The sequence below is a fragment of the Brumimicrobium sp. genome (assembly GCF_048268645.1).
GTDB classification, from domain to species: Bacteria; Bacteroidota; Bacteroidia; order Flavobacteriales_D; family Crocinitomicaceae; genus Brumimicrobium; species Brumimicrobium ulvae.
In genome coordinates this window covers 19,879-44,027 of the sequence record NZ_JBLWVE010000004.1, presented here as the reverse complement: position 1 = coordinate 44,027, position 24,149 = coordinate 19,879, and the positions used below count along the sequence as shown (strand labels likewise).

The following is a 24,149-nucleotide window of genomic DNA, read 5'->3' as shown; positions in this document are numbered from 1 at the left end:
TAATAGTTTTCTATCTTTTCAACCCTAATTCCTCACCTAATTTAAGCATCATATCGTATGCTTCTTGGTAATCATTTTGAATCTCACCTTCTAAGATTGCTTCTTTTATTTTATTTTTAATGGTACCGATTTCACTGCAAGGTGGAATTTTGAATGTTTCCATAATCAATTTTCCATCGATAGGAGGTTGAAAATTACGCACGTTGTCTTTCTCCTCTACAGACTTTAGTTTTTCTTCAACCTTTTTAAAGTTGTTTCTGTATCTCTTAACTTTAAATTCGTTTTTTGACGTAATATCTGCATTACACAACAACATTAAATCTTCGATATCATCTCCTGCTTCGTTTAAAAGTCGACGAATTGCTGAATCTGTAACATCTCCTTTAACCAAAGATATAGGACGTAAATGCAGGCGAACAAGTTTTTGAACATACTTCATTTTTGCATCCATAGGGAGTTTTAATCTTCTAAAGATACGAGGAACCATTTTAGCACCTAAATCTTCATGTCCATGGAATGTCCATCCTGTTTTCTTATTGTATCTCTTAGTTGGTGGTTTTGCAATATCGTGCATAATAGCAGCCCATCTTAACCACAAGTCATCTGTATGTTCAGAGATATTATCTAAAACCTCAAGGGTGTGGTAAAAATTATCTTTGTGTGAATGATTATTGATGGTTTCTACACCAGCTAAATTGACCATTTCTGGGAAGAACTGATGGAGTAGGTGAGTCGAATACAAAAGTTTAAATCCTCTTGACGGAGTATCACTGAGAATGATTTTATTTAACTCGTCAATAATCCGTTCTTTAGAAATAATAGAAAGTCGTTCTGCATTTTCCTTAATGGCAGCTAAACTTTTATTCTCTATTTTAAAATCTAATTGCGTTGCGAAACGAATTGCGCGCAACATGCGTAAAGGATCATCAGAATATGTTGTTTCAGGATCTAAGGGGGTACGAATGATTCCTTTTTCTAAATCTTCAATTCCATTGAAGGGATCAATGATGTCACCAAAACCATCTTCATGCAAGTTTAGAGCTAGCGCATTGATTGTAAAATCCCTTCTTTTTTGATCGTCCGCTAAAGTTCCATCTTCAACAATGGGTTTTCTGGAGTCCCTTTGGTAGGATTCCCTTCTTGCCCCAACAAATTCAACATCTAAATCTTTATAATTAAAGTGTGCAGTTCCAAAGGACTTGAAGCGAGAAACTTTTTTAACCCTAAGTTTTTTGGCCACTTTTTCAGCCAATTTTAATCCATTACCAACAACGACAATATCGATGTCTTTAGAAGGTCTTTCTAAGATTAAGTCCCTAACAAAACCACCAATCACATAGGATTCTAGACCTTCTTCTGTAACGATGTCTCGTGTAACCTTAAATACCGGATGTTTTAACTTGTCTTTGTAATTCAATTTCATTTCGGGTGCAAATATACTTGACTTTTGTAAAACAGAAAGATTATTTCTTAATCCATCCATAAACGCCTTTATTTTTGAAGTTGGTATAGTTTAACATCTTACTTTGTTCTTCAGCAATTCCGGTAAAAAACAACACAAATAGCCACTCTCCTTGATCATGAAGTATTTTATACATTGCGCCCTTATTATAGTGAATCATAAGATTAGATTCTGTCCATCCTTCAAAAGCATTCTCAGAAACTACTGCAGGCGACCAACGTAATTCAGTTTTTTTCGTTAAAAAATGATACTTACCATCATGGTTTACTCGTTCGGGGAAGAAAGGTCCAACCATATCACCTGTATCTCTTCCTACGAAAAAGCGATCATGGAACTTTAGATTTTCATTGATTTGTCGGATGTTGAAAATGTTATGACTTGCACTTTGACAGCAAGGATACCTGTGTACAAAAAGAATCAATTCGTCTGTAAATGGATGTTTTTTATAAGCTAGTAATCTTCCAATTTCACTAAAGACCATTCTGTTGTTTATGGTTTTATCCATGTTGTAAATCTCCACATACTCCCTTTCATCATCAGAATTTCTAAGTCCATGAAAAAGCAACATTGGTGATTTGTTTTCTTTAAACTGAATGTAAAACCATTGTTCTTTGTATCGTTCCCAGTATTCATCAAAGGTATGCATTTGAGCAGGGAAGTCGTGACCCAATTCTATATATGTGTGTAAGCTTTTTACCTTTTCGGCGATGGTTTCATCTTTATACAGAATCTGATCAAAATCATCAGTGCCACCGTTTACAAAGACCTGATGAGGAATATCAACCATATTTGGGTCAACTTGACTATAAATTGAGGTTGAAATTACAATAGAAAGAAAATAAAATAAATACTTTGCCATACTAATAACTAAAAAAGGGAGTATATAAACACACTCCCTTTATAATTGTTTAAAATTAGAATTTACTCTTCATCTTTTTTAGTGTCTTTAGCTTTCTTCGCTTTTACAATAGTCGAAGTTAAACCATTTCCTTCTTCATTCATCGTAAGGGAGATTTTATCTCCTTCTTTGATTTCGGAGTTAATGATTTGTTCCGCTAACGGATCTTCAATATACTTTTGGATAGCACGTTTAAGCGGACGAGCACCAAATTTAGAATCATATCCTTTATCTACAATAAAATCTTTGGCTTCTTTTTGTAATTCAATTTCATAACCAAGTTCATTAATTCTCTTATAAAGAGTAATCAACTCAAGGTCAATGATTTTATATATATCATCACGCTCTAATGACTTAAATAGGATAAGGTCATCAACACGGTTAAGGAACTCTGGTGAAAATGCTTTTCTTAATGCATTCTGAATAACAGATTTCTGATCTTCATCTGCTGAAGCTGCACGTGCGGCAGTGCCAAAACCAACCCCAGTACCAAAATCTTGAAGTTGTCTAGCTCCAATATTTGAAGTCATGATGATAATTGTGTTTTTAAAGTCAATTTTGCGACCTAATCCATCCGTCATGTGTCCATCATCAAGCGCTTGAAGTAATAAATTGAAAACATCTGGGTGCGCTTTTTCGATTTCATCCAAAAGAATGATAGAGTAGGGCTTCCTTCTTACTTTTTCAGTCAACTGTCCACCTTCCTCATAACCAACATATCCTGGAGGAGCTCCAACCAATCTTGAAATAGAGAATTTCTCCATATACTCTGACATATCCACACGGATTAAAGCGTCTTCAGAATCGAACATGTGTTTCGCAAGAACCTTTGCCAATAATGTTTTTCCTACACCTGTTGGTCCAAGAAAGAAAAAGGAACCGATTGGCTTATTAGGGTCTTTTAATCCCGCTCTATTTCTTTGAATTGCTTTAACAACTTTAGCTACTGCTTCGTCTTGACCAATAATCTTTCCTCTTACTTCTGTTTCCATTTTGGCCAACTTACCGCTTTCTTTTTCAGCAATACGTTGAACAGGGATTCCAGTCATCATAGCTACAACATCAGCAACATTTTCTTCTGTTACGGTAACTTTATGATTTTTGGTATCTTCTTCCCATTTCAATTTCTCCTCTTCGAGTTGATCTTGTAGTTTCTTCTCAGTATCTCTAAGTTCAGCAGCTTTTTCGTACTGTTGGGACTTAATAACATCGTTCTTCTTTACTTTAATGTCTTCGATTTTCTTTTCAATCTCAATAATTACAGGAGGAACATTAATATTTGTTAGGTGCACACGTGAACCTACTTCATCTAAAGCGTCAATGGCTTTATCTGGTAAATGACGATCCGAAATATAGCGATTGGTTAAAGTCACACAAGCTTCGATTGCTTCTTTGGTGTAACTAACATTGTGATGATCTTCGTATCGTTCTTTAATATTCTCTAAAATTTGAATGGTTTCCTCAGTCGTTGTTGGTTCAACCAAAACTTTTTGGAAACGACGTTCTAAAGCACCATCTTTTTCAATGTGTTGACGATATTCATCTAGCGTTGTTGCACCTATGGCTTGAAGTTCACCTCGGGCCAAAGCAGGTTTAAACATGTTAGAGGCATCTAAAGAGCCACTAGCGCCACCAGCACCAACAATAGTATGAATTTCATCGATAAATAAAATTACATCTCTATTTTTTTCGATTTCAGCCATTACCGCCTTCATTCTTTCTTCGAACTGACCACGGTATTTTGTTCCTGCAACAAGCGATGCTAAGTCAAGAGAAACAATTCTCTTATTGAAAAGAACACGAGAAACTTTACGTTGAACAATTCTCAAGGCTAGACCTTCAGCGATTGCACTTTTACCAACACCAGGTTCTCCGATAAGAATGGGGTTGTTTTTCTTTCTACGCGACAAGATTTGACTTACTCTTTCAATTTCTTTATCACGCCCAACGATTGGGTCGAGTTGATCATTTTCAGCCAACTTGGTCAAATCTCTTCCGAAATTATCAAGTACAGGCGTTTTTGATTTTGTATCTCCAGGTTTTCTAGCACCACCACCAGTAGCACCAGAACCTCCTGCAAAGCCAGCGTCACCGCCACCTTCATCAGAACCAGGAAATTCAAATCTAGGGTTATTTTCTTCTAACATAGCTTCGATTTCATCTTTAACATTATCATAAATAACCCCGTATTTGTTTAAAGTACGACAAGCCACGTTATTTTCATCCTTTAATATAGACAATAATAAGTGTTCAGTTCCAATGACTGTACTTTTGAATAGTTTTGCTTCGAGGTAAGTAATTTTCAATACTTTTTCAGCTTGTTTAACCAATGGAATATTAGTTAAGTCTTTTGCAGAACTATTTGTTGATTTATTTAAATAAGATTCAATTTGGTAACGGATTTGTTCCAAATCAAGATTAAATTCCTTTAATACACGAATGCCCAAACCTTCTCCTTCACGAATTAAGCCAAGGAGTAGGTGCTCAACACCTATATAGTCATTGCCGAGACGAAGAGCCTCCTCGCGACTAAAGTTGATTACATCTTTTACTCTTGGTGAAAATTTTGCTTCCATAGTTTACGAATATACATATTTTTTGCGTTGATTACTTCAAGAGTAATATAACACTTTCAAAAATAAAACGTTTTATTATCAAAATGGTTTAAGTTGTTCACAATTATCCACAGATTTTTGTTTATAATTTTAAGTTTAACTGAACGTTATCTTGATTTAAATCCTTATTTTCGGACATTCTAAACGCACGCAATATTCGTGCAGTAATAAATAAAATGACAAGATGGCAGAAGGAGAAAGAATCATTAAGATTAATATCGAAGATGAAATGAAATCCGCTTACATCGATTACTCGATGTCAGTTATTGTTTCGCGTGCTCTTCCAGATGTACGTGACGGATTTAAACCAGTACATAGACGTGTATTATATGGAATGCAAGACTTAGGTGTTTATTCAAACAAAGCACATAAAAAGTCAGCGAGAATTGTAGGGGAGGTGTTAGGTAAGTACCACCCACATGGAGATAGTTCTGTATATGACACGATGGTGCGTATGGCGCAATACTGGTCATTGCGTTATCCTTTAGTTGATGGTCAAGGTAACTTTGGTTCCATGGACGGTGATAGTCCGGCAGCTATGCGTTATACTGAGGCCCGTCTAAGAAAGATTTCTGAGGAAATGCTTGGTGATCTGGATAAGGAAACGGTTGACTTCGTAGCTAACTTTGATGATAGTTTAACAGAGCCTACAGTTTTGCCCACAAAAGTTCCTAACCTGTTAATTAACGGAGCGAGTGGTATTGCAGTAGGTATGGCTACAAATATGGCACCTCATAACTTAACTGAAGTTATTAATGGGACTATTGCATACATTGAGGACAAGGATATAGATACTGAAGGTTTAATGAAGTATGTAACCGCACCTGACTTCCCAACTGGGGGAATCATTTATGGTTATGAAGGCGTTAAATCTGCTTTCGAGACAGGGAAAGGCCGTATTGTTATTCGTGCTAAAGCAATTATCGAAGAAAATAACCAAGGGCGTGAGCATATTGTTGTGACCGAAATACCTTATTTAGTAAATAAGGCCGACATGATCAAGAAGACTGCTGACATGGTGAATGAAGGTAGAATTGATGGAATTACTGATATTCGTGATGAGTCTGACCGTAACGGGTTGCGTATTGTTTACGAATTAAGACGTGATTCTATACCGAATGTTGTGTTGAATAAACTATTCAAGTATACGGCTTTACAGACCTCATTTTCAGTCAATAACATATGTTTAGTTGATGGAAGGCCCGAATTGCTGAACTTAAAGCAAATCATAGAAAAATTCGTTGAGTTCCGTCACGAGGTGGTGATTAGAAGAACAAAATATGAATTGCGTAAAGCTGAAGAAAGAGCGCATTTACTCGAAGGTTTAATTATTGCTTCGGACAATATTGACGAAGTAATTAAGATTATCCGTGCTTCTAGTAGTCCGGACGAGGCAAGAGAAAATTTAATAAAACGATTTGAGTTATCAGATCTACAGTCTCGTGCGATTGTTGAAATGCGTTTGAGACAATTAACAGGACTTGAGCAGGACAAGCTTAGGGCAGAGTACGAAGATTTAATGATTACCATTGCAGACTTAAAAGATATCTTAGACAAAGAGTCGCGTAGAATGGACATTATTAAAGAAGAATTAGAATACATCAGAGAGAAGTACGGAGATGAGCGTCGTTCAGAAATTGAATATTCTGCTTCGGAGATGAGAATTGAAGATTTGATTCCAGATGAAGAGGTTGTTGTAACAATTTCTCACGCAGGATACATTAAACGTACTAGTCTATCTGAATACAAAGTACAAAACAGAGGAGGAACAGGTTCAAAAGGTTCAACGACAAGAGATAAAGATTTCTTAGAGTCCATTTTTGTGGCGACAAACCACAATTATTTGATGGTGTTCACAGAGAAAGGGAAGTGTTTTTGGATGCGTGTATTCGAAATTCCAGAAGGAAGTAAAACTTCAAAAGGAAGAGCAATTCAAAATCTTATTAATATCGAACAAGATGATAAGATTAAAGCATACATTAATGTTGAGGACTTAACAGATGAAGATTATGTAAACAATAACTTCATTGTAATGTGTACGAAGAATGGAATTATTAAGAAAACGAAGTTAGAAGCCTACTCAAGACCACGTTCAAACGGTATTAATGCTATTAATATTAATGAAGGTGATGAATTGTTAGAAGCTAAATTAACAAATGGTCAACAAGAAATTATCTTGGCGAAAAAATCAGGTTATGCGATTCGTTTCAATGAGTCGACTGTAAGAACAGTAGGAAGAAACTCAATTGGGGTGAAAGGAGTAACAATGAGTAAGCCAAATGATGAAGTGATTGGAATGATTTGTTTGGAGCCAGATAGTGAAAACACTATATTGGTTGTTTCTGAAAATGGATACGGAAAACGTTCGTACTTTAATGATCCAGAAACTGGAGAACCAATTTATCGTGTCACAAACCGTGGAGGAAAAGGGGTTAAAACCATTTCTGTTACGGAAAAAACTGGAAATCTAATTGCTATTAAGAACGTAACTGATGATGATGATTTAATGATTATTACGAAACGAGGGATTACAATTCGTTCGCGTGTAGATCAAATCAGAGTTATGGGACGTGCAGCTCAAGGAGTTAAGGTAATTAATCTTTCTAAAGGAGGAGAGATTGCAGCAGTTGCCAAAGTTCCAAAAGAAGACGAAGAAGAATTATCAGATGATTTAGAAACGGACTTACCAGAAGGTGGTGAGGATGCAGCTGAAAATCATGGCACAGAAAATGATAATACAGAGGAGTAAAATTAAAAATAAATTCAAATGAAATTAAACAAAGTAAGATTAGGAGTTCTAGCATCTACTTTATTTATTGCAGCACAAAGTTTTGGTCAGAGTAATAATGTTATCTCTGCAGCCATCGAATACAATAAATATGAGCCTGCCTTTATGCAACAAGACTTAAAAAAGGCCAAGGAACATTTACTAGAAGCTAAAGCATTTATTGATCCTGCAATGAAACATGAATCAACAATAAATGACGAGAAGGCAAACTATTACAATGCTATGATAAACTATAGTTTAGTAGAGCTTTCAGCACTTGGCGAAAATGAAGATTTAAAAATCTACCAAAATGATTCTATTGTTGACGTGATCAGTGAATCTGTAAAGAAAACTGCATCCAAAAGACGTTGGAAAGGTGAGATGGATGATTTTTTCAATAGAAAAGTGAGTCAAGCGATCATGTTGGGCGAAATGATGTTCAAACAAAAGAACTTCGAAATGGCTTATGCTGGTTTTGCTGGTGCTTACCAAGTGAAAGTTATCGCTGGAATCGAAGAAGAACGTGATGCAATGAGAACGAATGCTATTATTGCAGCAAGAAACTATATCGATACACTAGAGAAATCTAATGAGTCAGAAAAAGCGATGGAGTTTATTACCGCAAGTTTGGAAATGTTCCCTAAGAGTGAGGAACTAGCAATTGCAGGTGTTAATCTTGCATTAAGTAACAATGACCTAAACAAAGCTGAAGAATTCTTCAACGCAGCTGCAGAAGTGTCTCCAAAGAATAAAGTTTTGTTTTCCAACATGGGCTCTATTTATCTAACAGCTGCTGATAAAGCCTACAACGAGTTTGCTCGTATGGAGATTACAGCTGAAGGTTATCAACAGAAGTCAGATGAAGTGGAGGACCTTTATGCAAAAGCAGAAAAGAACCTTGAGCGTGCGATTGAAATTGATCCAGAATATGCTGAAGCAGCTTATAACTTAGGTGTTCTTTATCTTGGTAGAGGAGAGAAGTTGAAGACTACAGCAGCTCAAATGGACTTTAAAAATCCTGATTACGAAAGAATTAGCCAGAGAAGTCAAGAAATGTATAAAAAAGCTATTTCACCATTAGAAATTTACATCAAACAAGACCCTAAAAATTCAGGTGTACTTAATGTATTGTTCCAGGTGCATAGAAATGCAGGAAACAACGAAAAGGCTTTAGAGTATAAAAGACGTGCCGAAGCAGCTGCTGCAGAAGGTAACTAAACTATCGTTTAATTCATTCAAAAAAGGGAGATTACAGTGTGTAATCTCCCTTTTTTAATTTCTAAACCTCAAAAAATATTAAAAAAAAAAGGAAATGACTTTATCACTTCCTTTAAGCTTTCATTAATACTTGGGTTTTAAACCAATTCAATAGTTGTATCTGTAAGTTTAATCTTTTTGTTTTTATATAAATTACCCACTGCTTTTTTGAATGATTTTTTACTCATTCCAAGTTCTGAACGTATAAGGTCAGGACTAGATTTGTCAGTGACCGTAATTGTACCATTGTTTTCTTTCAAATAGCTGAGAACTGTTTCTGAGAATTCATCAAACTTTTCTAAACCGATGGGGACTAAAGAAATGTCTAGTTTTCCGTCTTCACGTACAAACTCAACATAAGCAGTAGTTCTTTCACCATTTCTTAAGGGACGTACAAGTCTGTCTTTAAAAATAAGGCCACTGTATTTGTTATTGACGATTACTTTTCTTCCTAAATCTGTTACTTCAGCAACAAATATATCAACTTCATCTCCTTGTTCAAGATCTGTTATCTCGTCCTCAAGGAATCGATTGATTCTGGCGGAACCGACTAAACGGTTGGTTTGTTCATCACGATACAAGTGAATAAGATAGACACCATCTTCAACCATTTTAGCAGTTTGCTCTTTAAAAGGAACAAGTAAATCTTTTTCTAATCCCCAATCTAAGAAAGCACCGAAATTACTCACTGCTTTTACTTTTAAAAATGCAAAATCATTAAGTTCAACCATAGGTGTTTCAGTTGTTGCAACTGGTCGATCTTCAGAGTCGTTATAGATGTATACCCTTATGGTCTGATCTACTTCTAGGTTATCTGTTAGGTATTTATTGGGCAATAAAACTTCAAATCCTTCGTCATCTTCTAGGTAAGCACCCACACTGGTAAAACGATCAATTCTAAGTTCTGCGTATTCTCCTATATATTTCATATTCAATTTTTACTTCTACAAAGTTAATTGAACTTTTTTAGTAATACAGTTTTGACAGTAATTTAGCGTTAACAACTAGGCAAGGGATATTTTCATCATTGGTAATAAGGTCTTGGGTGTATTTCTCGAATTGAGCAAAAATACTGTCAGAATAGTGAGCAACTGCAATTAAATCACAGTTGTGGTGTTTGGCATATTCCACAACCGTTTTTTGGAAAGATTTTTTAGATTTAATAATTTCTATATTGGCATCAACACCTTTCTCTTCAAATTGATTTTGAACTAAGGAAATTCTAATTTTTAATTGTTGTGCTAATCTTTGGTCAGACTGTTTTTCGGCAATCACATGTATACTACTGTCAAAAGTCTTTGCTATTTCTCCAGCAATATTGATGATTTGCAAACTCTCTTTTGAGGTGGTAATAGGAACCACAATATTGTTCAGTGTTCCATGGTCAACACCATCTTGAACTACTAAGAATGGAACACTAGAATTGACAACTACCTTCATGGCATAAGAACCAAATAACTTTTGCATTCCAACCGCGCCATGGGTTCCCATGATAATTACGCGCGCATCATTTTCCTCAGCTATTTTAGATATGTCTTCGAAGATATTGCCCTCTATCACTTTGGCTTCTACTGTGCCGTCTCCAACATCTAGGTCTAAATTCCCAATAATTTGTTCAAGCTTTTCTAGGGCTGCTTTGGATTTCGATTTGCTGCTCACAATATGGAGTAACATAATTGATGTCTTGCGTGGCTTTGCTAAAAACAATGCATATTTCAAAGCTGCATCTCCAACACTTGTAAAATCATGGGGTACAATAAATAAATTAGCGCTCATAAGTGATAAAGTAATTGTTAATCATATATATATAAATATTCAAAACTATACGCCCAATCAAAAAGTGTTTTTTTCAAGCATACAATTGTATAACGCCAAAGTTCATCTTGAAGTTGCTTCTTTTATGTAAATGAGGACGTTTTCTGTTCTTTTTCTTATGCCTAAAAAAAAATAAGAAATATTTAACTTTTTATCTTTCAGATAATCAGTAGATTAGGTTAGAGTTGTTAAATTAGGTTATTATTTTGTAAAATTCGAAGCAACCTTTTAATAATAGGAAACGTTTAATAACCGCATATTACTGCATTACTACTAATGAAAACTAAAAAATAAGCTCGAGTAATCGGGCTTATTTTTTTTTGCATGTGTACACAAAAGCAGGGGGTAAATTATTGACTGTGAATTGGATATCTATAGTGTTGAATATTTTCATCAGCAACTTTCTAGCGTTTAAAGAGTATTGAAATTGAATGTAATTACCTCCAGATTTTAAAGCCATTTCCGCAGACTTTAAAATGCGCATTGTCAACTTTTGGTCAAAGTTTGTGAGTGGTAATGAAGAAAGAATTACATCAGCGCTTTCGTGATTGTCTTTTTCAAGGTATTTACGAACTTCTACTGCACTGTCAAAAATGATTTTAACACGTTCATCATTTTCAAATTCTTTTTGTAGTTTAAGGAAGAAGGGTTCATGCAGTTCAAAAACATAAAGCATGGCATCAGGTTTCATTTCCTCAATGATTCGGCGTGTAAAAACACCCGTTCCTGGACCATATTCAACAATGATTTTTGCATCGTTAAAGTCAACATTCTTTAGCATCTTTTTAGCCAAAGACTTTGAACTTGGTCGAATAGCACCAACAGTTTTACGTTCTTTAAAAAATTCTTTTAGGAAATTATCTTTCTTCTTATCCAAGCGTCTTAGGTATTAATCGTAATAGTATTGTTTCTAATGATTCCAATGGCTTTCCCTTTCATTTTGTCACCATAAAAAGGGGAGTTTTTACTTTTTGAAAGATTGGTAGAATCATCAAACGTCCATTCAATCGTTGGGTCAAATATAGTTAAATCTGCTAAATTCCCTTCGTTTATTGCTGTGTTTGACTCCATTCTTGCAATTTTTCTTGGTTGAACAGAAATTTTATCAATGAAATCTTTTTGGTCTTTTAAATTATTCGCTACCAATGAAGCGTAAAAACTTTGTAAAGTTAAACTTCCAAAAGCAGCATTATCAAACTCGATATCTTTTTCCTCTATGGTTTTGGGTTGGTGATTGGAAACAATACAATCGATTGTACCATCTTTGATTCCATCCCATAGTGCTAATCGATCTTCTTCACGGCGGTATGGAGGGAAGACTTTGTGATTGGTGTCATAATTCAGTGTATCGCGTTCATTAAACAATAGCTGATGTATGTGAACATCACAAGTAACCTTAAACCCTTTCGATTTAGCTTCACGGATCAAATTCAATGATGCCGCAGAAGAAATTCCAGAAAAATGTAATTCTCCATCTGTATACTCAAGTAAGCTCAGGTCCCTTTGAACTTGAATTTGTTCTCCAATAGCGGGAATAGCTTTTAATCCAGTTTTTAAGGAAGCTGTTCCTTCATTGACCTGACCACCTTCGCTAATTGATTCATTTTGTGGGAAAGAAATGATTTTTCCACCAAAGTTTTTTACATACAATAACGCACGGAATAAAATTCCGGCAGAAACAAAATGGGTATTGTCAGTGAACAAACGGGCACCGACTTTATACATATCATACATTTCGGAAAGGCTTTCACCTTTGGCTCCTTTGGTAATCGCACCTAAAGGGTGAAGATCGGTAATATGACTAGAACTTTCAGCTTTTAAATAGTTGATTTGACTTTTACTGTCTACAACAGGAGAGGTAGTTGGAACGACATAAACATGTCCAAATCCTCCGTCTGCAGCAGCGGCAAGTCCAGTTTGAACATCTTCGTTGTATTCATAACCGGGGTCACAGAAGTCTGCTTTTAAATCCACCCAGCTTTGTGAAACAAATAATTCGTTACTGGTAATTACCTCCGCATCTTCAGTTATTATTTGATCTGCAATTTTTGAAATTTTCCCATCTTCAATTAAGATGTCTTGTTTTTTTTCGTAATGTACAGACTCACGGTCTAAAATAGTTGCTTGTTTGAGTAAAATCTTCATGTTATACTTTCCAAAAGATGATGATTAGCATTTCTAATAGTAAAAATGCTAGGGCCAAAATTAAGAGAATTCTCCAAAATTCATTCGGATTTTTCAGGGTTAATTGTTGAATATCCGACATCGTTGAAATTCCTTCTGTGTTTAACTTTCTTACGTTTAAAGAATTAAAATAGCTTGTAATTTCATTTTCAGAAACGTATTGCATATCTGATTCGAATCGATTATAGTTCAACGCTAATTTCCCCAGTGTTTTACCTTCTGTTTGGATGGCATATATTCCATCCAAAATAGACTGATTGTCGCTGGCATTTCTAACAGAAATCGAACTTGAACCAGTATTTCTTGACATTTCTGGAATAAATTCATATTCTTTCTGCTTCAAAATCAAGGCGCTTTCGTTAGTTCCAGAAGACCGTATTCGGTATTCATCAGAAGAACCTATGGTCAACGATAAAGGTAATTGACCTTGACTTTTTTCACCAATTCTCAATAAAACAGAAGAAAATAAGGCTGATTTTCCAAGATTATTGAAATTGGGGTCAATGGGAGAATAGAAAGCGAATACGTTTTTAACTTTAGCATGTTCAACCAAAAGCGGCATACCATTTTCGTATTGTATCAAACTGTTATAATTGGCATTGGTATAAGTGGTCGATGAAATATATCGCTTTAATGGCGGCATTCTAATATTGTCTACATTGCCGTCAAACATTCCTGTAAAGAAGTCTAATTCCGAAGCGATCTTTCCTATTCTAATTTCTTGCTGGGTCACATTCCTGTACAATGGAAGTTGAAAAGAACTCAATAAGTTGTTGTAGGATTGACTTTCAAAATCTGCAGAAGGAATTATCAATATATGAACTCCATTTTCAACCAATTGCTTAAGCTGTGATTGAATTCCAGAACTTATCGTGTTCAAACCATTCAATACGATTAAATCTGCCTCATTTAGTTCATTGCTTTTTAACTGTCCTACGGCAGTCTCTTTTACCGAATAAAAATCATCTGTAGCATAAACCAATCCTGGATAAGGAGTGCTGTTTTCATCATTAATTACTAATATTTGAACGCTTTCTTCAACCTTATATGTGAAATAAAAACGATTGTCAAAATATAAATTCTCATCAATGATCTCTACTAATCCTTCCTTTATCCCTGTAGACTTATCGGTATAGTTCATCGTTACCACCGTAGCGTTGTCGGCTTCAAGGTCAGTTAAAGTTTGACGTTTGGTTCCTGCAACACTTAGGTTTAGTTCAACATTGGTCAATTTTTCCTTTCCTGTATTTTGCACCCTAACATTCAAAGTATTGTTATTGTTAACCCTTTGAAATGCTTGCTCAAACCAAATAGAATCAATGTATAAATTTCGATTGATTTGAGGAGTGAATTGCAAGAAAGTGTAATTAGAACTTGTATCAATCGCTGCTTTAGTTTCTTTTAAATTGTTTTTTTGAAAATCGGAAAGAACGTAATAATGCAGATTACCTTCGTAAGCAATTGAACTGAGGTATTCTTTTATACTTTCTAAAGGGTTTGTGACCGCTCTAGAGATTGGAGAAAGATTGATGTTTTCAATTTTCTCTTCTAGTTCAGTCCTTGTAATTATGCGGTGTTCTGTTCCGTCTAATGCGTTGGTAACCAAAATAAACCGTTGACCTTTTGGATAGGCATCAGCAATTTGTTGCACCGTGGTCTTGGCTTGATTCAGTAAATCGCCATTGCTGCCTTTGGCTGACATTGAAAAAGAGTTGTCAAGGTAGATAGGAATAATACTTTCATAAGACTTGGACTGTTCCGATGTTGGAATATAAGGCTGTGCAAAAGCAAAGATCAAGGCGGTGAAAGCTAACATTCTACATGCTAAAATGATATAATGCCTTAAGTTTTTTGTTGCATTGGTCTCTTTTTCAACCTTTTTAATGAATTGTAAACTTGAGAAATACAGTTTTTTATATCTTCTAAAATTAAAAAGGTGAATGATAATCGGAATGATTAACAAGAATAGAAAATAGAGGATATTTGGGTACACAAAATTCATCCTTCCAAATTTAATAGAATTCGGTCGTTTAGTTGAGATTTAGAAGAATTTATTTTAAATAATTAAATAATGGATATGGCTAGATTATAAACGTGAATTAACTAAGATACGACCATTTAAAATGATTGGGTTACCAAGATAAGTCGTAATTATTAAAAAAGAGATTCCTCGTCGCCCCGAGTTCTCGGGACTCCATCGGAATGACAGGTTTTCGTTGGCTTGGGTAGGGTAAAAATTGCTCAAGCTTGGCTTGAGCAATTTTTACCCCCAAAGACCTCCTTATGAGCTGTCATTCCGATAGTTGATAAAATATTAGATTTTAACAACTGAGGAATCCTTTCTTCCTTTTTTGATAAAGTTTAACACTAGATAAAATTAATTAATACGATTCTCTGCTGTAATTATTGATAAAACACAACCTTAAAACTAGTGATTAACGACCTATCTTGATAGCCCAGTAAAACATAATACTTCATAACTTTTGCAGTATGCTTTTATCATAAAACCAAAGCTCAATAAAAAGCGTCCATCAGTTTTTTCACTCATGATGTATCAACTAGAACAAAGCTAAATTCAATACACTACACAACTTTTACTAGCCTTTCAACCCGAGGACATAGTTATATACAAAATATTTTTTCAAGACAAAACATTCTTCCCCACGACAAACGACTTCACCAGCTTATCTGCAGAAAAATCAACAGCCTATCACAACAAAAGTTTTGAAAACTCAAAAAAAGATTCGTTACTTAGTGTAAACTAATTACTTACTATAATGGAAATGATTTCAATAAATCGTGTGTTCAAGCGTGTCTTAAAGTTACCTCAAAATCAATTATTGGAAATAAAACAACCTTATATTTAAACAAGGGACTTTATATAATACGCATTAAAATAAACGAATCATGGTACACCAAAAAATTAATTATGTATTAATCCTATTTCTCGCAGTTCTGCTACTGGCAGCCTGCAAGAAAAAATCGAAGGAGTATACTACGGTAATATGGGAGGTCGTAAACCCCGTAACTAACGAACCTTATACAAATATGCTGGTTCGCTTGTATGAGGCAAAAAAGAAAAATAACGGCATTGAGTATAAAGTCCTTTTTGAGGGCAAAACTAATCAAGTGGGAATAGCTGAATTTAGTTTTAAAGCAAATTTGACCTCAGGTTATTGGTACAAACCAGAAATTAATGAAGGCTCGCTTGGCCATAATGGCTTTGACTACTCGGTATTAAAACAGCCTTCTCCATCGGACGAAAGTGTAAAAAAGGATGAAGAGAATTTCATAAGATATGAGATTGTGCCGATTGCAAATTATTATGTCCATATAAAAAATGTAAATTGTGTAGATGTAAATGACAAAATGAGATATCGAAGTAATCAAATCTTCACTAGACCAGGTGATGGATATTCTATTTGGTCTCCAAGTCCAACATTAACATCTGGTTATTTTGAAGGGTGCTATGAATATGTTTCACCTTTAAGAACTAACCCATCAGATTCTGTTATTTATGAAATGGAAGTAACTAGAGGTGGAATAACAGAAGTTATAGAATTAAAGTTTTTTAGGAACCCAAATAGCATTGACACTGTTAAACTATACTACTGATGCAACAGAAAATTAATTATGTATTAATCCTATTTCTAACAGTTCTGCTACTAGCAGGCTGCAAGAAAAAATCGAAAGAGTATACTACGGTAATATGGGAGGTCGTAAACCCCGTAACTAGCGAACCTTATACAAATATGCTGGTTCGCTTGTATGAGGCAAAAAAGAAAAATAATGGAATTGAGTACACAGTCCTTTTTGAGAATAAAATAGGTAAAAGTGGAATAAACACCATATAACAAGGAATGTTTTGAAAATAATTATGGTGTATATAATAGTAGGTTAGATAGCTTTTTTTTGAGGCTAAAAAAAATATAGTTAACTCAAGATCAGTCATCAACGAGGTTTTTCATTGGTTATAATGAAATTGATACATTAAAAAAATTATTGAAAATGAAGAAAGCACACTTATATATCACCATTATTTTCTCTGTTTATGGTTATTTTCTTTTTTCACAAGAAGCAAATAGCTTGTCTAAAACTTCGCCTTTAAAACATGAAATAGGTGTTTTTGCATCTTTAGACTCAGGGCTAGGCTTTTCTTTTAGAAGTACTTTAGAAAGACATGAAAACATCAAAATCCAAGTTTCTCTTTTCTATTTTCCAGCCAATTTTGGTTCAGGGATTATCCATGGTCTAATATTAGGCGGGTCAGGACAATACGTTTTCTATAAACCAAGAGTTATTGAGTTCTACAGCTACGTCGGAGGTCAGATGTATGCTTATCTTAACGATTTGAATGAATCCACACTGCTTCTAGGGACAGGTTTAGGTATAAATATAAGTCTATTTAAAAGGATGAAAATTCAGCTCCAATCAGGTCTAGCTTTTCAAGTTACAGATACTGATAATCTCACTTCTCTTAATAACCGAAAGGTTATGTTTTCACCCGGTATTGGAATTATGTTTGGCTTGGGTAAGTTGGACAACTGATATGTAATAAAACGATGTTAGATATTAAAGTTTCACACAGCAACTTAGGAAAACACAACTTAGCCACATCCAAAACCCACATCTCCCTAAACAATTCCCGCCTAATTTTATGCAACATCATTTCCTTTCGGTAAATTTGCCGCATGTTAATAGAAATTGACGATAAAATAGTAACCGATGAGTTGTTTTCACGCAAGTTTGTGTGTGACCTATCGAAGTGTAAAGGTGCTTGCTGCGTAGAAGGCGATGCCGGTGCTCCATTGAAGAACGATGAAATTAAAATCATTGAAAGGCTTTTGCCGAAAATTAAGCCTTACATGACGGAAGAGGGAATTGCTAAAGTCGAAAAAGATGGTGTTTCTTATCTTGATGACTTTGGAGAACCTGTAACCAGTCTTGTGGAAGGTGGTGCTTGTGCATTTGTTGCATTTGATCCTGATGGAACAACAAAATGTACCATCGAACAAGCATACCGCGATGGAGAAATAGATTGGAAAAAACCAATTTCATGTGAGCTCTATCCTATTCGTGCGAAAGAATACGAAAGTTTTACGGCCCTCAACTATGAGGAAATAGACATTTGCAAGCCGGGTTGTGTTTTAGGTGAATCTTTAAACGTTCCTGTTTATCAATTCTTAAAAGAGCCGTTAACACGTGCTTATGGCGAAGAGTTTTATGCGTCATTGCAGCAAGTGCATAAGGAACTTGAAAAACAAAACGACAGCGACAAGTAATGGCAGAAAAAACCTACAGTGAAAACTGGGAAGATTACGAACTCATCGACGCAGGAAATGAAAAAAAACTGGAGCGTTGGGGAAATATCGTGACCATTCGTCCGGAAAGACAAGCGTATTTCAAACCTGGAATGCCAGAAGAAGAATGGAATGAAATCGCTCATTTGGAATTTGTTCCTAAAGGAAATACGGCTGGAAAGTGGGTTATCCGTCAAGCATTACCCGAAGGAGAATGGACGGTGAGATTCAAACATTTGACTTTTAATCTCGAAACCACAAAGTTCAAACATGTGGGACTTTTTCCAGAACAAGCCACGAATTGGAACCTGATTTTAGATCACCTTTCACCAGGAATGAAAATGCTCAATCTTTTCGCCTATACTGGAGCAGCTTCAGTAGTTGCGAAGTCACGCGGTGCTGAAGTCACGCATGTAGATTCTGTAAAACAACTCATTTCTTGGGCGAAAACTAACATGGAATCCTCAGGATTAGAAGACATTCGTTGGATGCATGAAGACGCCATGAAATTTGCTCAACGTGAACTCAAAAGAGGAAATTTATACCATTTAATCGTCATGGATCCACCCGCATGGGGAATCGGTGCTAAAAAAGAAAAATGGAAAATCGAGCATAAACTCGAAGAACTTATTGAAGTCGCTTCACAACTTTTACACCCTGGAGGATTATTAATTCTCAACACCTATTCTCCAAAAGTAAAACTCAAAGAAATCAATTATTTCGCTAAAAAACATTTTCCGAAAGCGGAGGTTTCCGAATTGTGGAAGAAGACATTTACAGGGAAGGATATGTTTTTCGGGCACTTGTTGAGGGCTTATAAGTAGGGACGATTTGCAAATCGTCCCTACATAACGCCCCAATACCCACAAATTAATGCCCTTATTCCAAAATATTTTCACTATCTTAGCCATCCAAAATTTTGAAATTATGCCGAATACAGATACAGCCAAAAAGAAGACAGTGAAAATTGATCAATCGATAGTGCGTAAAGGATTTGAGTTGATGTGTACTGCAAAAACCCTATCCGAAAAGTATGAGGCCCATAAAGAAATTACAAGTAAATATGTGCATGCGACATCGCGTGGACATGAAGCCATACAGTTGGCTTTAGGAATGCAATTGAATCCTCAAGATTTTGTAGCACCGTATTATAGAGATGACAGCATTTTATTAGGATTAGGAATTACACCTTATGAACTAATGCTGGACCTCTTCGCAAAGAAAGACGATCCTTTTTCTGGAGGAAGAACCTATTATTCTCATCCTTCTTTGAATCGTCCAGATATGCCGAAAATCCCACACCAATCTTCTGCTACAGGAATGCAAGCCATTCCAATGACAGGAGTTGCTATGGGAATGCAATACAAAGAAATTGAAGGATTATCCGAAGATTATAATGGAGAAAATCCAGTGGCTGTTTGTTCAATCGGTGACGCTGCATGTACAGAAGGAGAGTTTTCTGAAGCGCTTCAAATGGCGGCATTAAAACAGTTGCCCATATTATATTTAGTACAAGATAACGAATGGGATATCTCGGCAAGTGCTGAAGAAATTCGTGCCCAAGATATGGCGTATTATGCACGTGGATTTAAAGGTATTGAAGTCTATTCTATTGATGGCTCTGACTTTGAAGAGTCGTACAATACGATTAAAAAAGTATTGAAACTCATCAGAACAGAACGCCGTCCATTCTTAATTCATGCGAAAGTTCCACTATTAGGTCACCACACTTCTGGTGTACGTATGGAATTTTACCGTGATGATTTGGACGAACACGCGACAAGAGATCCATATCCGAAAATTAAAGAATTAGCAAGAGCTGTTGGAATTGATGAAGCTGATTTAATCAACTTTGAAGTAGAAACAAAAGCGCTTGTTGACCAAGTTTACGAAGAAGCTAAAAACGCAGAAGATCCAGATCCAACGAGTATCACAGACCACTACTTTGCACCGACTCCAATCACCGAAGAAAAAGGTGTGCGTGAGCCCAAAGGAAAACAAAAAACGGTCATGGTAGATTGTGCTTTATTTGCGGTACGTGAAATCATGGAAAAACATCCTGAAGCTTTATTGTACGGTCAAGATGTTGGAGCAAGACTAGGTGGTGTTTTTAGAGAAGCAGCAACTTTAGGTAAAAAGTTCGGAGACAGTCGGGTTTTTAACACACCAATTATGGAGGCATTCATTATCGGAAGTACGGTAGGAATGTCAGCAGTCGGATTAAAACCCATCGTTGAAGTTCAGTTTGCCGATTACATTTGGCCTGGACTCAACCAATTATTCACAGAATTAAGCCGTAGTAATTACCTTTCGAATGGAAAATGGCCGGTAAGCTCGGTGATTCGTGTTCCAATTGGTGCCTATGGTTCTGGAGGACCTTACCATTCTTCAAGTGTGGAATCTGTAGTGACCAACATTCGTGGAATTAAAGTCGTGTATCCTTCTACAGGTGCAGATTTGAAAGGATTAATGAAAGCAGCTTATTATGATCCAAACCCTGTTTTAATTCTAGAACACAAAGGTTTGTATTGGTCAAAAATAAAAGGAACGGAAGGCGCTATGTCTGTTGAACCAGATGAAGATTACGTTATTCCAATTGGAAAAGCAAGAACTGTTCAAACTGCAGATCAAGAAAAAATTGACAGTGGAGAAAGTGTTGCGATAATTACCTACGGAATGGGAGTTTATTGGGCAAAGACTGCTGCTAAAAACTACCCTGGTGCTGTTGAAATTATCGATTTAAGAACACTGAGTCCAATCGATACAGATGCAATTTATTCAGCTGCCAAAAGACACAGTAAAGTGATGTTGGTAACAGAAGAATCTATCGAAGCGAGTTTTACTTTAGGGTTAGCAGGAAGAATTCAGCGTGAGTGTTTCGAATACTTGGACGCACCAGTTGCAATTGTTGGAGCAGTGGATACACCAGCGATTCCTTTGCACAGTGATCTGGAATTTGCTTTATTGCCGAATGCGGATAAGGTAGGTGTGGCGTTGAAGGAGTTGATAGAATACTAAATTGTTTTTTAACCGCTAAGACTCGCGGAGGTATTCGCTAAGGTCGCAGAGAAGGAAAAGAAGAAAGCCAGGACTAAGCAGAGAAATATAAAGTAGAGGGCGCGTTCTCTACTTTTTTTGTTTAAGCTATAAATAAGAATCCAGACAATACCATAAACTCCTAAGCTCTTGAGCTGCCCCTTCAGGGCGCTAGAAAACACATTATTCAGCAGGAAGCGTTGCATCCTGCTGAATTGAGTTGGGCCTTCAGCCCGAATAAATCTTCATTAATAAAATTGAGAACGTTAACGCCTTGAAGAGGCAATTTATTCCAACCCAATGGCAACGCCTTGGGTTGGAAATGTAATCAATATACCAGCGCCCTGAAGGGGCAACTCATATCTAAAAAATCGCAATTCTTCAATTCAAAATTCCACAATTCGTAATTCGTAATTCCTCCATTCGTAATTGACTAATTCGTAATTGAACTATTCTTAATTGAATAACTCAAATACACTCCGATATCCCCCAACTTCTTCCGCATATTCCACAAATTCCTTATAAAATTGATCATTCGCTAAAGTAGATGAGTCACCTATCACAATCAGTTTTTTCTTTGCACGGGTTAAGGCCACATTCATTCTTCGGTAGTCCGATAAAAACCCTATTTTTCCTTCGCTGTTGCTCCTCACTAAACTCAAAATTACTACATCCGCTTCCTGACCTTGGAAAGAGTCTATGGTACTCACAGATAAGTTCTTGAACTCTTCTTTGGCCAACTCCACCTGACTCGAATAAGGAGAAATAAACACAGCAGATTGACCATTTTCAATCCATTTCTCTGCATTTTCAGCAACAATTCTCAATTCCTCAGGATTATTCGTACTGCGGCTATTTTCTTGCCTTTTTTCTTCAAATCCAGCACCAGCAGTATCGTAAAAAAACATCGATTCAGGAACCGAAGCGGCATGTGTTTGTAATTTTCCTTCGTAGAAATAACGAGACGAAAAACCAGCAATTTCTGGTGTCATTCTGTATTGAATTCCCAACAAATCACTTTGTACCCCCGCATTAATAGCACGTTCTAAAATTGAAGTCGACAAGCCTTTTTTCCCCGCTTCTTCACTGATAATCGTTGGAGGAAGTTGCAAATGGTCACCGCTTAAAATCGCCCGGTTCGCTTTCTCAAGCACCAACCACGCAAAAGGCTCAATGCACTGTCCTGCTTCATCTAAAAAAGCCACATCAAATTTCTTTTCCTTTAACATTGGATCCATTAAACCAACAGGAGTTCCTAAAATAACATCTGCAGCATCAAAAAAACGTGAAATATAATGCGTGGACATCGATTTGATTTGGTCACGAATCGCATACACTTCTTTAAACAATAACTTTCTCTGCTCACGCTCCGCTTTTCCAAAACTACGTTTGTATTGATGCGCCATCTTGCGAAATTCAGCGGCTTGAATTTTCAATCGCTTAATTTCTTTACTGTATTTATCCTGACTCATGATCCCTTCCGGCGTATGTTCCCAAACGACCTTATTCACTTTGGCGGTATTCCCCAAACGCAAAACTTTGAGACCACTATCCAGTAATTGTTGTGCTAAATGATCGACCGCTGCATTACTCGGAGCAGAAGCAACAATACTCAGTCCTTGTTTTCGCAAAGCTTGAATCAAAGCAACAATTGTCGTTGTTTTTCCTGTTCCCGGAGGCCCATGAATTAATTGCAAAGGCAAATCACACAATCCATTTTCGACAGCTTTCAATTGAAATTCATTCAAGTGGTCACCTACCTCAATTTTCTTCCCTGAAGCTTGAATTTCTTCTTGTTTTTTTATCCCATGAACGTATTCAAAAAGCTGCGTTGTTGCTTTATCTTCTCCTTTATCGATGCGTTTCAATACCCCATGCATCATTTGAAAAGTACGGTTGTCGGGCAATCTTTTAATTCCTATATTTTTGTCATCAATCCAATCTGGAAAATCATCGGCATACAATAAAACCTCCGCTTGTCGATCCGAAATAGAAAGCAATTGTCCGTTACAAATCTCATTTGAAGAAGGTAAAAACAAAGCCACTGGAGTACCTTGGCTATAAAAGGAATTATTGATTCCTCCCGGCGTATGAAAGGAAACCGTTATCACTGGTTGGTCGGTATATCCGAAATTCTTATTTTGCATCTTCACAGGATGTAAAATAGCACCTTCTTTGCGCAATTCCTTCAAGGAAATATCTTTCTCAAACCACTTTTTCTCCTGCGCCTCCTCCTCTATTCTGAGCAGCTCCCTCATTTCCTGAATCACTGTACTTACCTCCATATTTTACTTTGAATTAACCTGCACGAAAATAGTTAAATTCTAGAAAGACTAAACCACTATGGACTGAAAGTACCATAGGTTTAAATAAGAATAAAATTCACCAGGCATAAAAGAACTAGAATTTAGGCATTAGATAATTAGGCTTTCGACTAACATCTGATATCTGATAAAATTTATAGAAGCTAAAGCGATTAGTTTTAACTCTTTTTGAGACCAATAAAAGTAAGTCTAAATATTTGGGCGCTCCCCAGACGAATTCTACTACACTGGGTTGCGTAGAATTGTCTGGGTCGGGTCATCCGTTATATCTCTGACATAAATGTCAGAGGATGCCACTTCTACCCCTAGCGCGAAAAACGATACGGAGCCCTATACATTTGCAAGCTGATTTAGGTCATATTTTAACATTTTACAACCTGCTTTAAATCAGTAAAATAAAAACAAAACCTGTTTTAAATCATATTTTTTATCACTCTTATTTAGAATGATTCAAATTAATTTCTACATTTGACAAAAAAGACAATTTTGTC

Annotated in this window: 16 protein-coding genes; 7 read left to right on the top strand and 9 right to left on the bottom strand. The window is 36.1% G+C overall.

Annotated features, from left to right (window positions below):
* Positions 1-10: 10 nt before the first annotated feature.
* From ACN0U3_RS05145 to ACN0U3_RS05135, 3 genes are all read right to left on the bottom strand, one after another.
* Positions 11-1,423 (bottom strand): CCA tRNA nucleotidyltransferase, encoded by a 1,413-nt coding sequence (locus ACN0U3_RS05145; RefSeq protein ID WP_417265490.1) that lies wholly within the window; start codon positions 1,421-1,423, stop codon positions 11-13.
* A 40-nt stretch (positions 1,424-1,463) separates the two neighbouring features.
* Entirely contained in the window at positions 1,464-2,321 is an 858-nt protein-coding gene (locus ACN0U3_RS05140) for a hypothetical protein (protein WP_417265394.1), read from the bottom strand.
* Positions 2,322-2,383: 62 nt separating this feature from the next.
* A complete protein-coding gene (locus ACN0U3_RS05135) occupies positions 2,384-4,936 on the bottom strand; it encodes an ATP-dependent Clp protease ATP-binding subunit (protein ID WP_417265393.1) in 2,553 nt (850 codons plus the stop codon).
* Positions 4,937-5,159: 223 nt separating this feature from the next.
* Between ACN0U3_RS05135 and gyrA the strand changes: the two genes are divergently transcribed.
* Entirely contained in the window at positions 5,160-7,724 is a 2,565-nt protein-coding gene (gene gyrA / locus ACN0U3_RS05130; protein ID WP_417265392.1) for a DNA gyrase subunit A, read from the top strand.
* Between the two features lie 18 nt (positions 7,725-7,742).
* On the top strand, positions 7,743-8,960 hold the full coding sequence (locus ACN0U3_RS05125) for a tetratricopeptide repeat protein (protein ID WP_417265391.1): 1,218 nt from the start codon (positions 7,743-7,745) through the stop codon (positions 8,958-8,960).
* A 137-nt stretch (positions 8,961-9,097) separates the two neighbouring features.
* On the opposite strand, the gene ACN0U3_RS05120 is transcribed toward ACN0U3_RS05125, so the two are convergent.
* From ACN0U3_RS05120 to ACN0U3_RS05100, 5 genes are all read right to left on the bottom strand, one after another.
* Entirely contained in the window at positions 9,098-9,928 is an 831-nt protein-coding gene (locus ACN0U3_RS05120) for a S1 RNA-binding domain-containing protein (RefSeq protein WP_417265390.1), read from the bottom strand.
* 37 nt (positions 9,929-9,965) lie between these two features.
* Complete coding sequence (locus ACN0U3_RS05115) at positions 9,966-10,775, bottom strand: universal stress protein (protein ID WP_299205546.1); 810 nt, start codon at positions 10,773-10,775, stop codon at positions 9,966-9,968.
* Positions 10,776-11,124: 349 nt separating this feature from the next.
* Positions 11,125-11,691: a class I SAM-dependent methyltransferase gene (locus ACN0U3_RS05110; RefSeq protein ID WP_417265389.1), complete on the bottom strand. Its 567-nt coding sequence runs from the start codon at positions 11,689-11,691 to the stop codon at positions 11,125-11,127.
* A gap of 5 nt (positions 11,692-11,696) precedes the next feature.
* Positions 11,697-12,959 carry a dihydroorotase gene (locus ACN0U3_RS05105; RefSeq protein WP_417265388.1) on the bottom strand — a complete coding sequence of 421 codons (1,263 nt, stop codon included), beginning with the start codon at positions 12,957-12,959 and terminating at the stop codon, positions 11,697-11,699.
* Position 12,960: 1 nt separating this feature from the next.
* On the bottom strand, positions 12,961-15,000 hold the full coding sequence (locus ACN0U3_RS05100) for a BatA domain-containing protein (protein ID WP_417265387.1): 2,040 nt from the start codon (positions 14,998-15,000) through the stop codon (positions 12,961-12,963).
* 905 nt (positions 15,001-15,905) lie between these two features.
* Here ACN0U3_RS05100 and ACN0U3_RS05095 point away from each other — a divergent pair.
* The 5 genes from ACN0U3_RS05095 to ACN0U3_RS05075 all read left to right on the top strand — a co-directional run bounded on the left by ACN0U3_RS05095 (position 15,906) and on the right by ACN0U3_RS05075 (position 21,316).
* Positions 15,906-16,613, top strand: coding sequence for a hypothetical protein (locus tag ACN0U3_RS05095; protein WP_417265386.1), 708 nt, complete (start codon positions 15,906-15,908; stop codon positions 16,611-16,613).
* A gap of 393 nt (positions 16,614-17,006) precedes the next feature.
* Positions 17,007-17,546, top strand: coding sequence for a hypothetical protein (locus tag ACN0U3_RS05090; RefSeq protein ID WP_417265385.1), 540 nt, complete (start codon positions 17,007-17,009; stop codon positions 17,544-17,546).
* Positions 17,547-17,689: 143 nt separating this feature from the next.
* Positions 17,690-18,280 (top strand): DUF3109 family protein, encoded by a 591-nt coding sequence (locus ACN0U3_RS05085; protein WP_417265384.1) that lies wholly within the window; start codon positions 17,690-17,692, stop codon positions 18,278-18,280.
* Positions 18,280-19,122, top strand: coding sequence for a class I SAM-dependent methyltransferase (locus tag ACN0U3_RS05080; protein ID WP_417265383.1), 843 nt, complete (start codon positions 18,280-18,282; stop codon positions 19,120-19,122). Before ACN0U3_RS05085 ends, ACN0U3_RS05080 begins: the two co-directional genes overlap by 1 nt.
* Positions 19,123-19,225: 103 nt before the next feature.
* Positions 19,226-21,316 carry an alpha-ketoacid dehydrogenase subunit alpha/beta gene (locus ACN0U3_RS05075; protein WP_417265382.1) on the top strand — a complete coding sequence of 697 codons (2,091 nt, stop codon included), beginning with the start codon at positions 19,226-19,228 and terminating at the stop codon, positions 21,314-21,316.
* 473 nt (positions 21,317-21,789) lie between these two features.
* Here ACN0U3_RS05075 and ACN0U3_RS05070 read toward each other — a convergent pair whose 3' ends face one another.
* Positions 21,790-23,619 (bottom strand): AAA domain-containing protein, encoded by a 1,830-nt coding sequence (locus ACN0U3_RS05070; RefSeq protein WP_417265381.1) that lies wholly within the window; start codon positions 23,617-23,619, stop codon positions 21,790-21,792.
* Positions 23,620-24,149 lie beyond the last annotated feature (530 nt).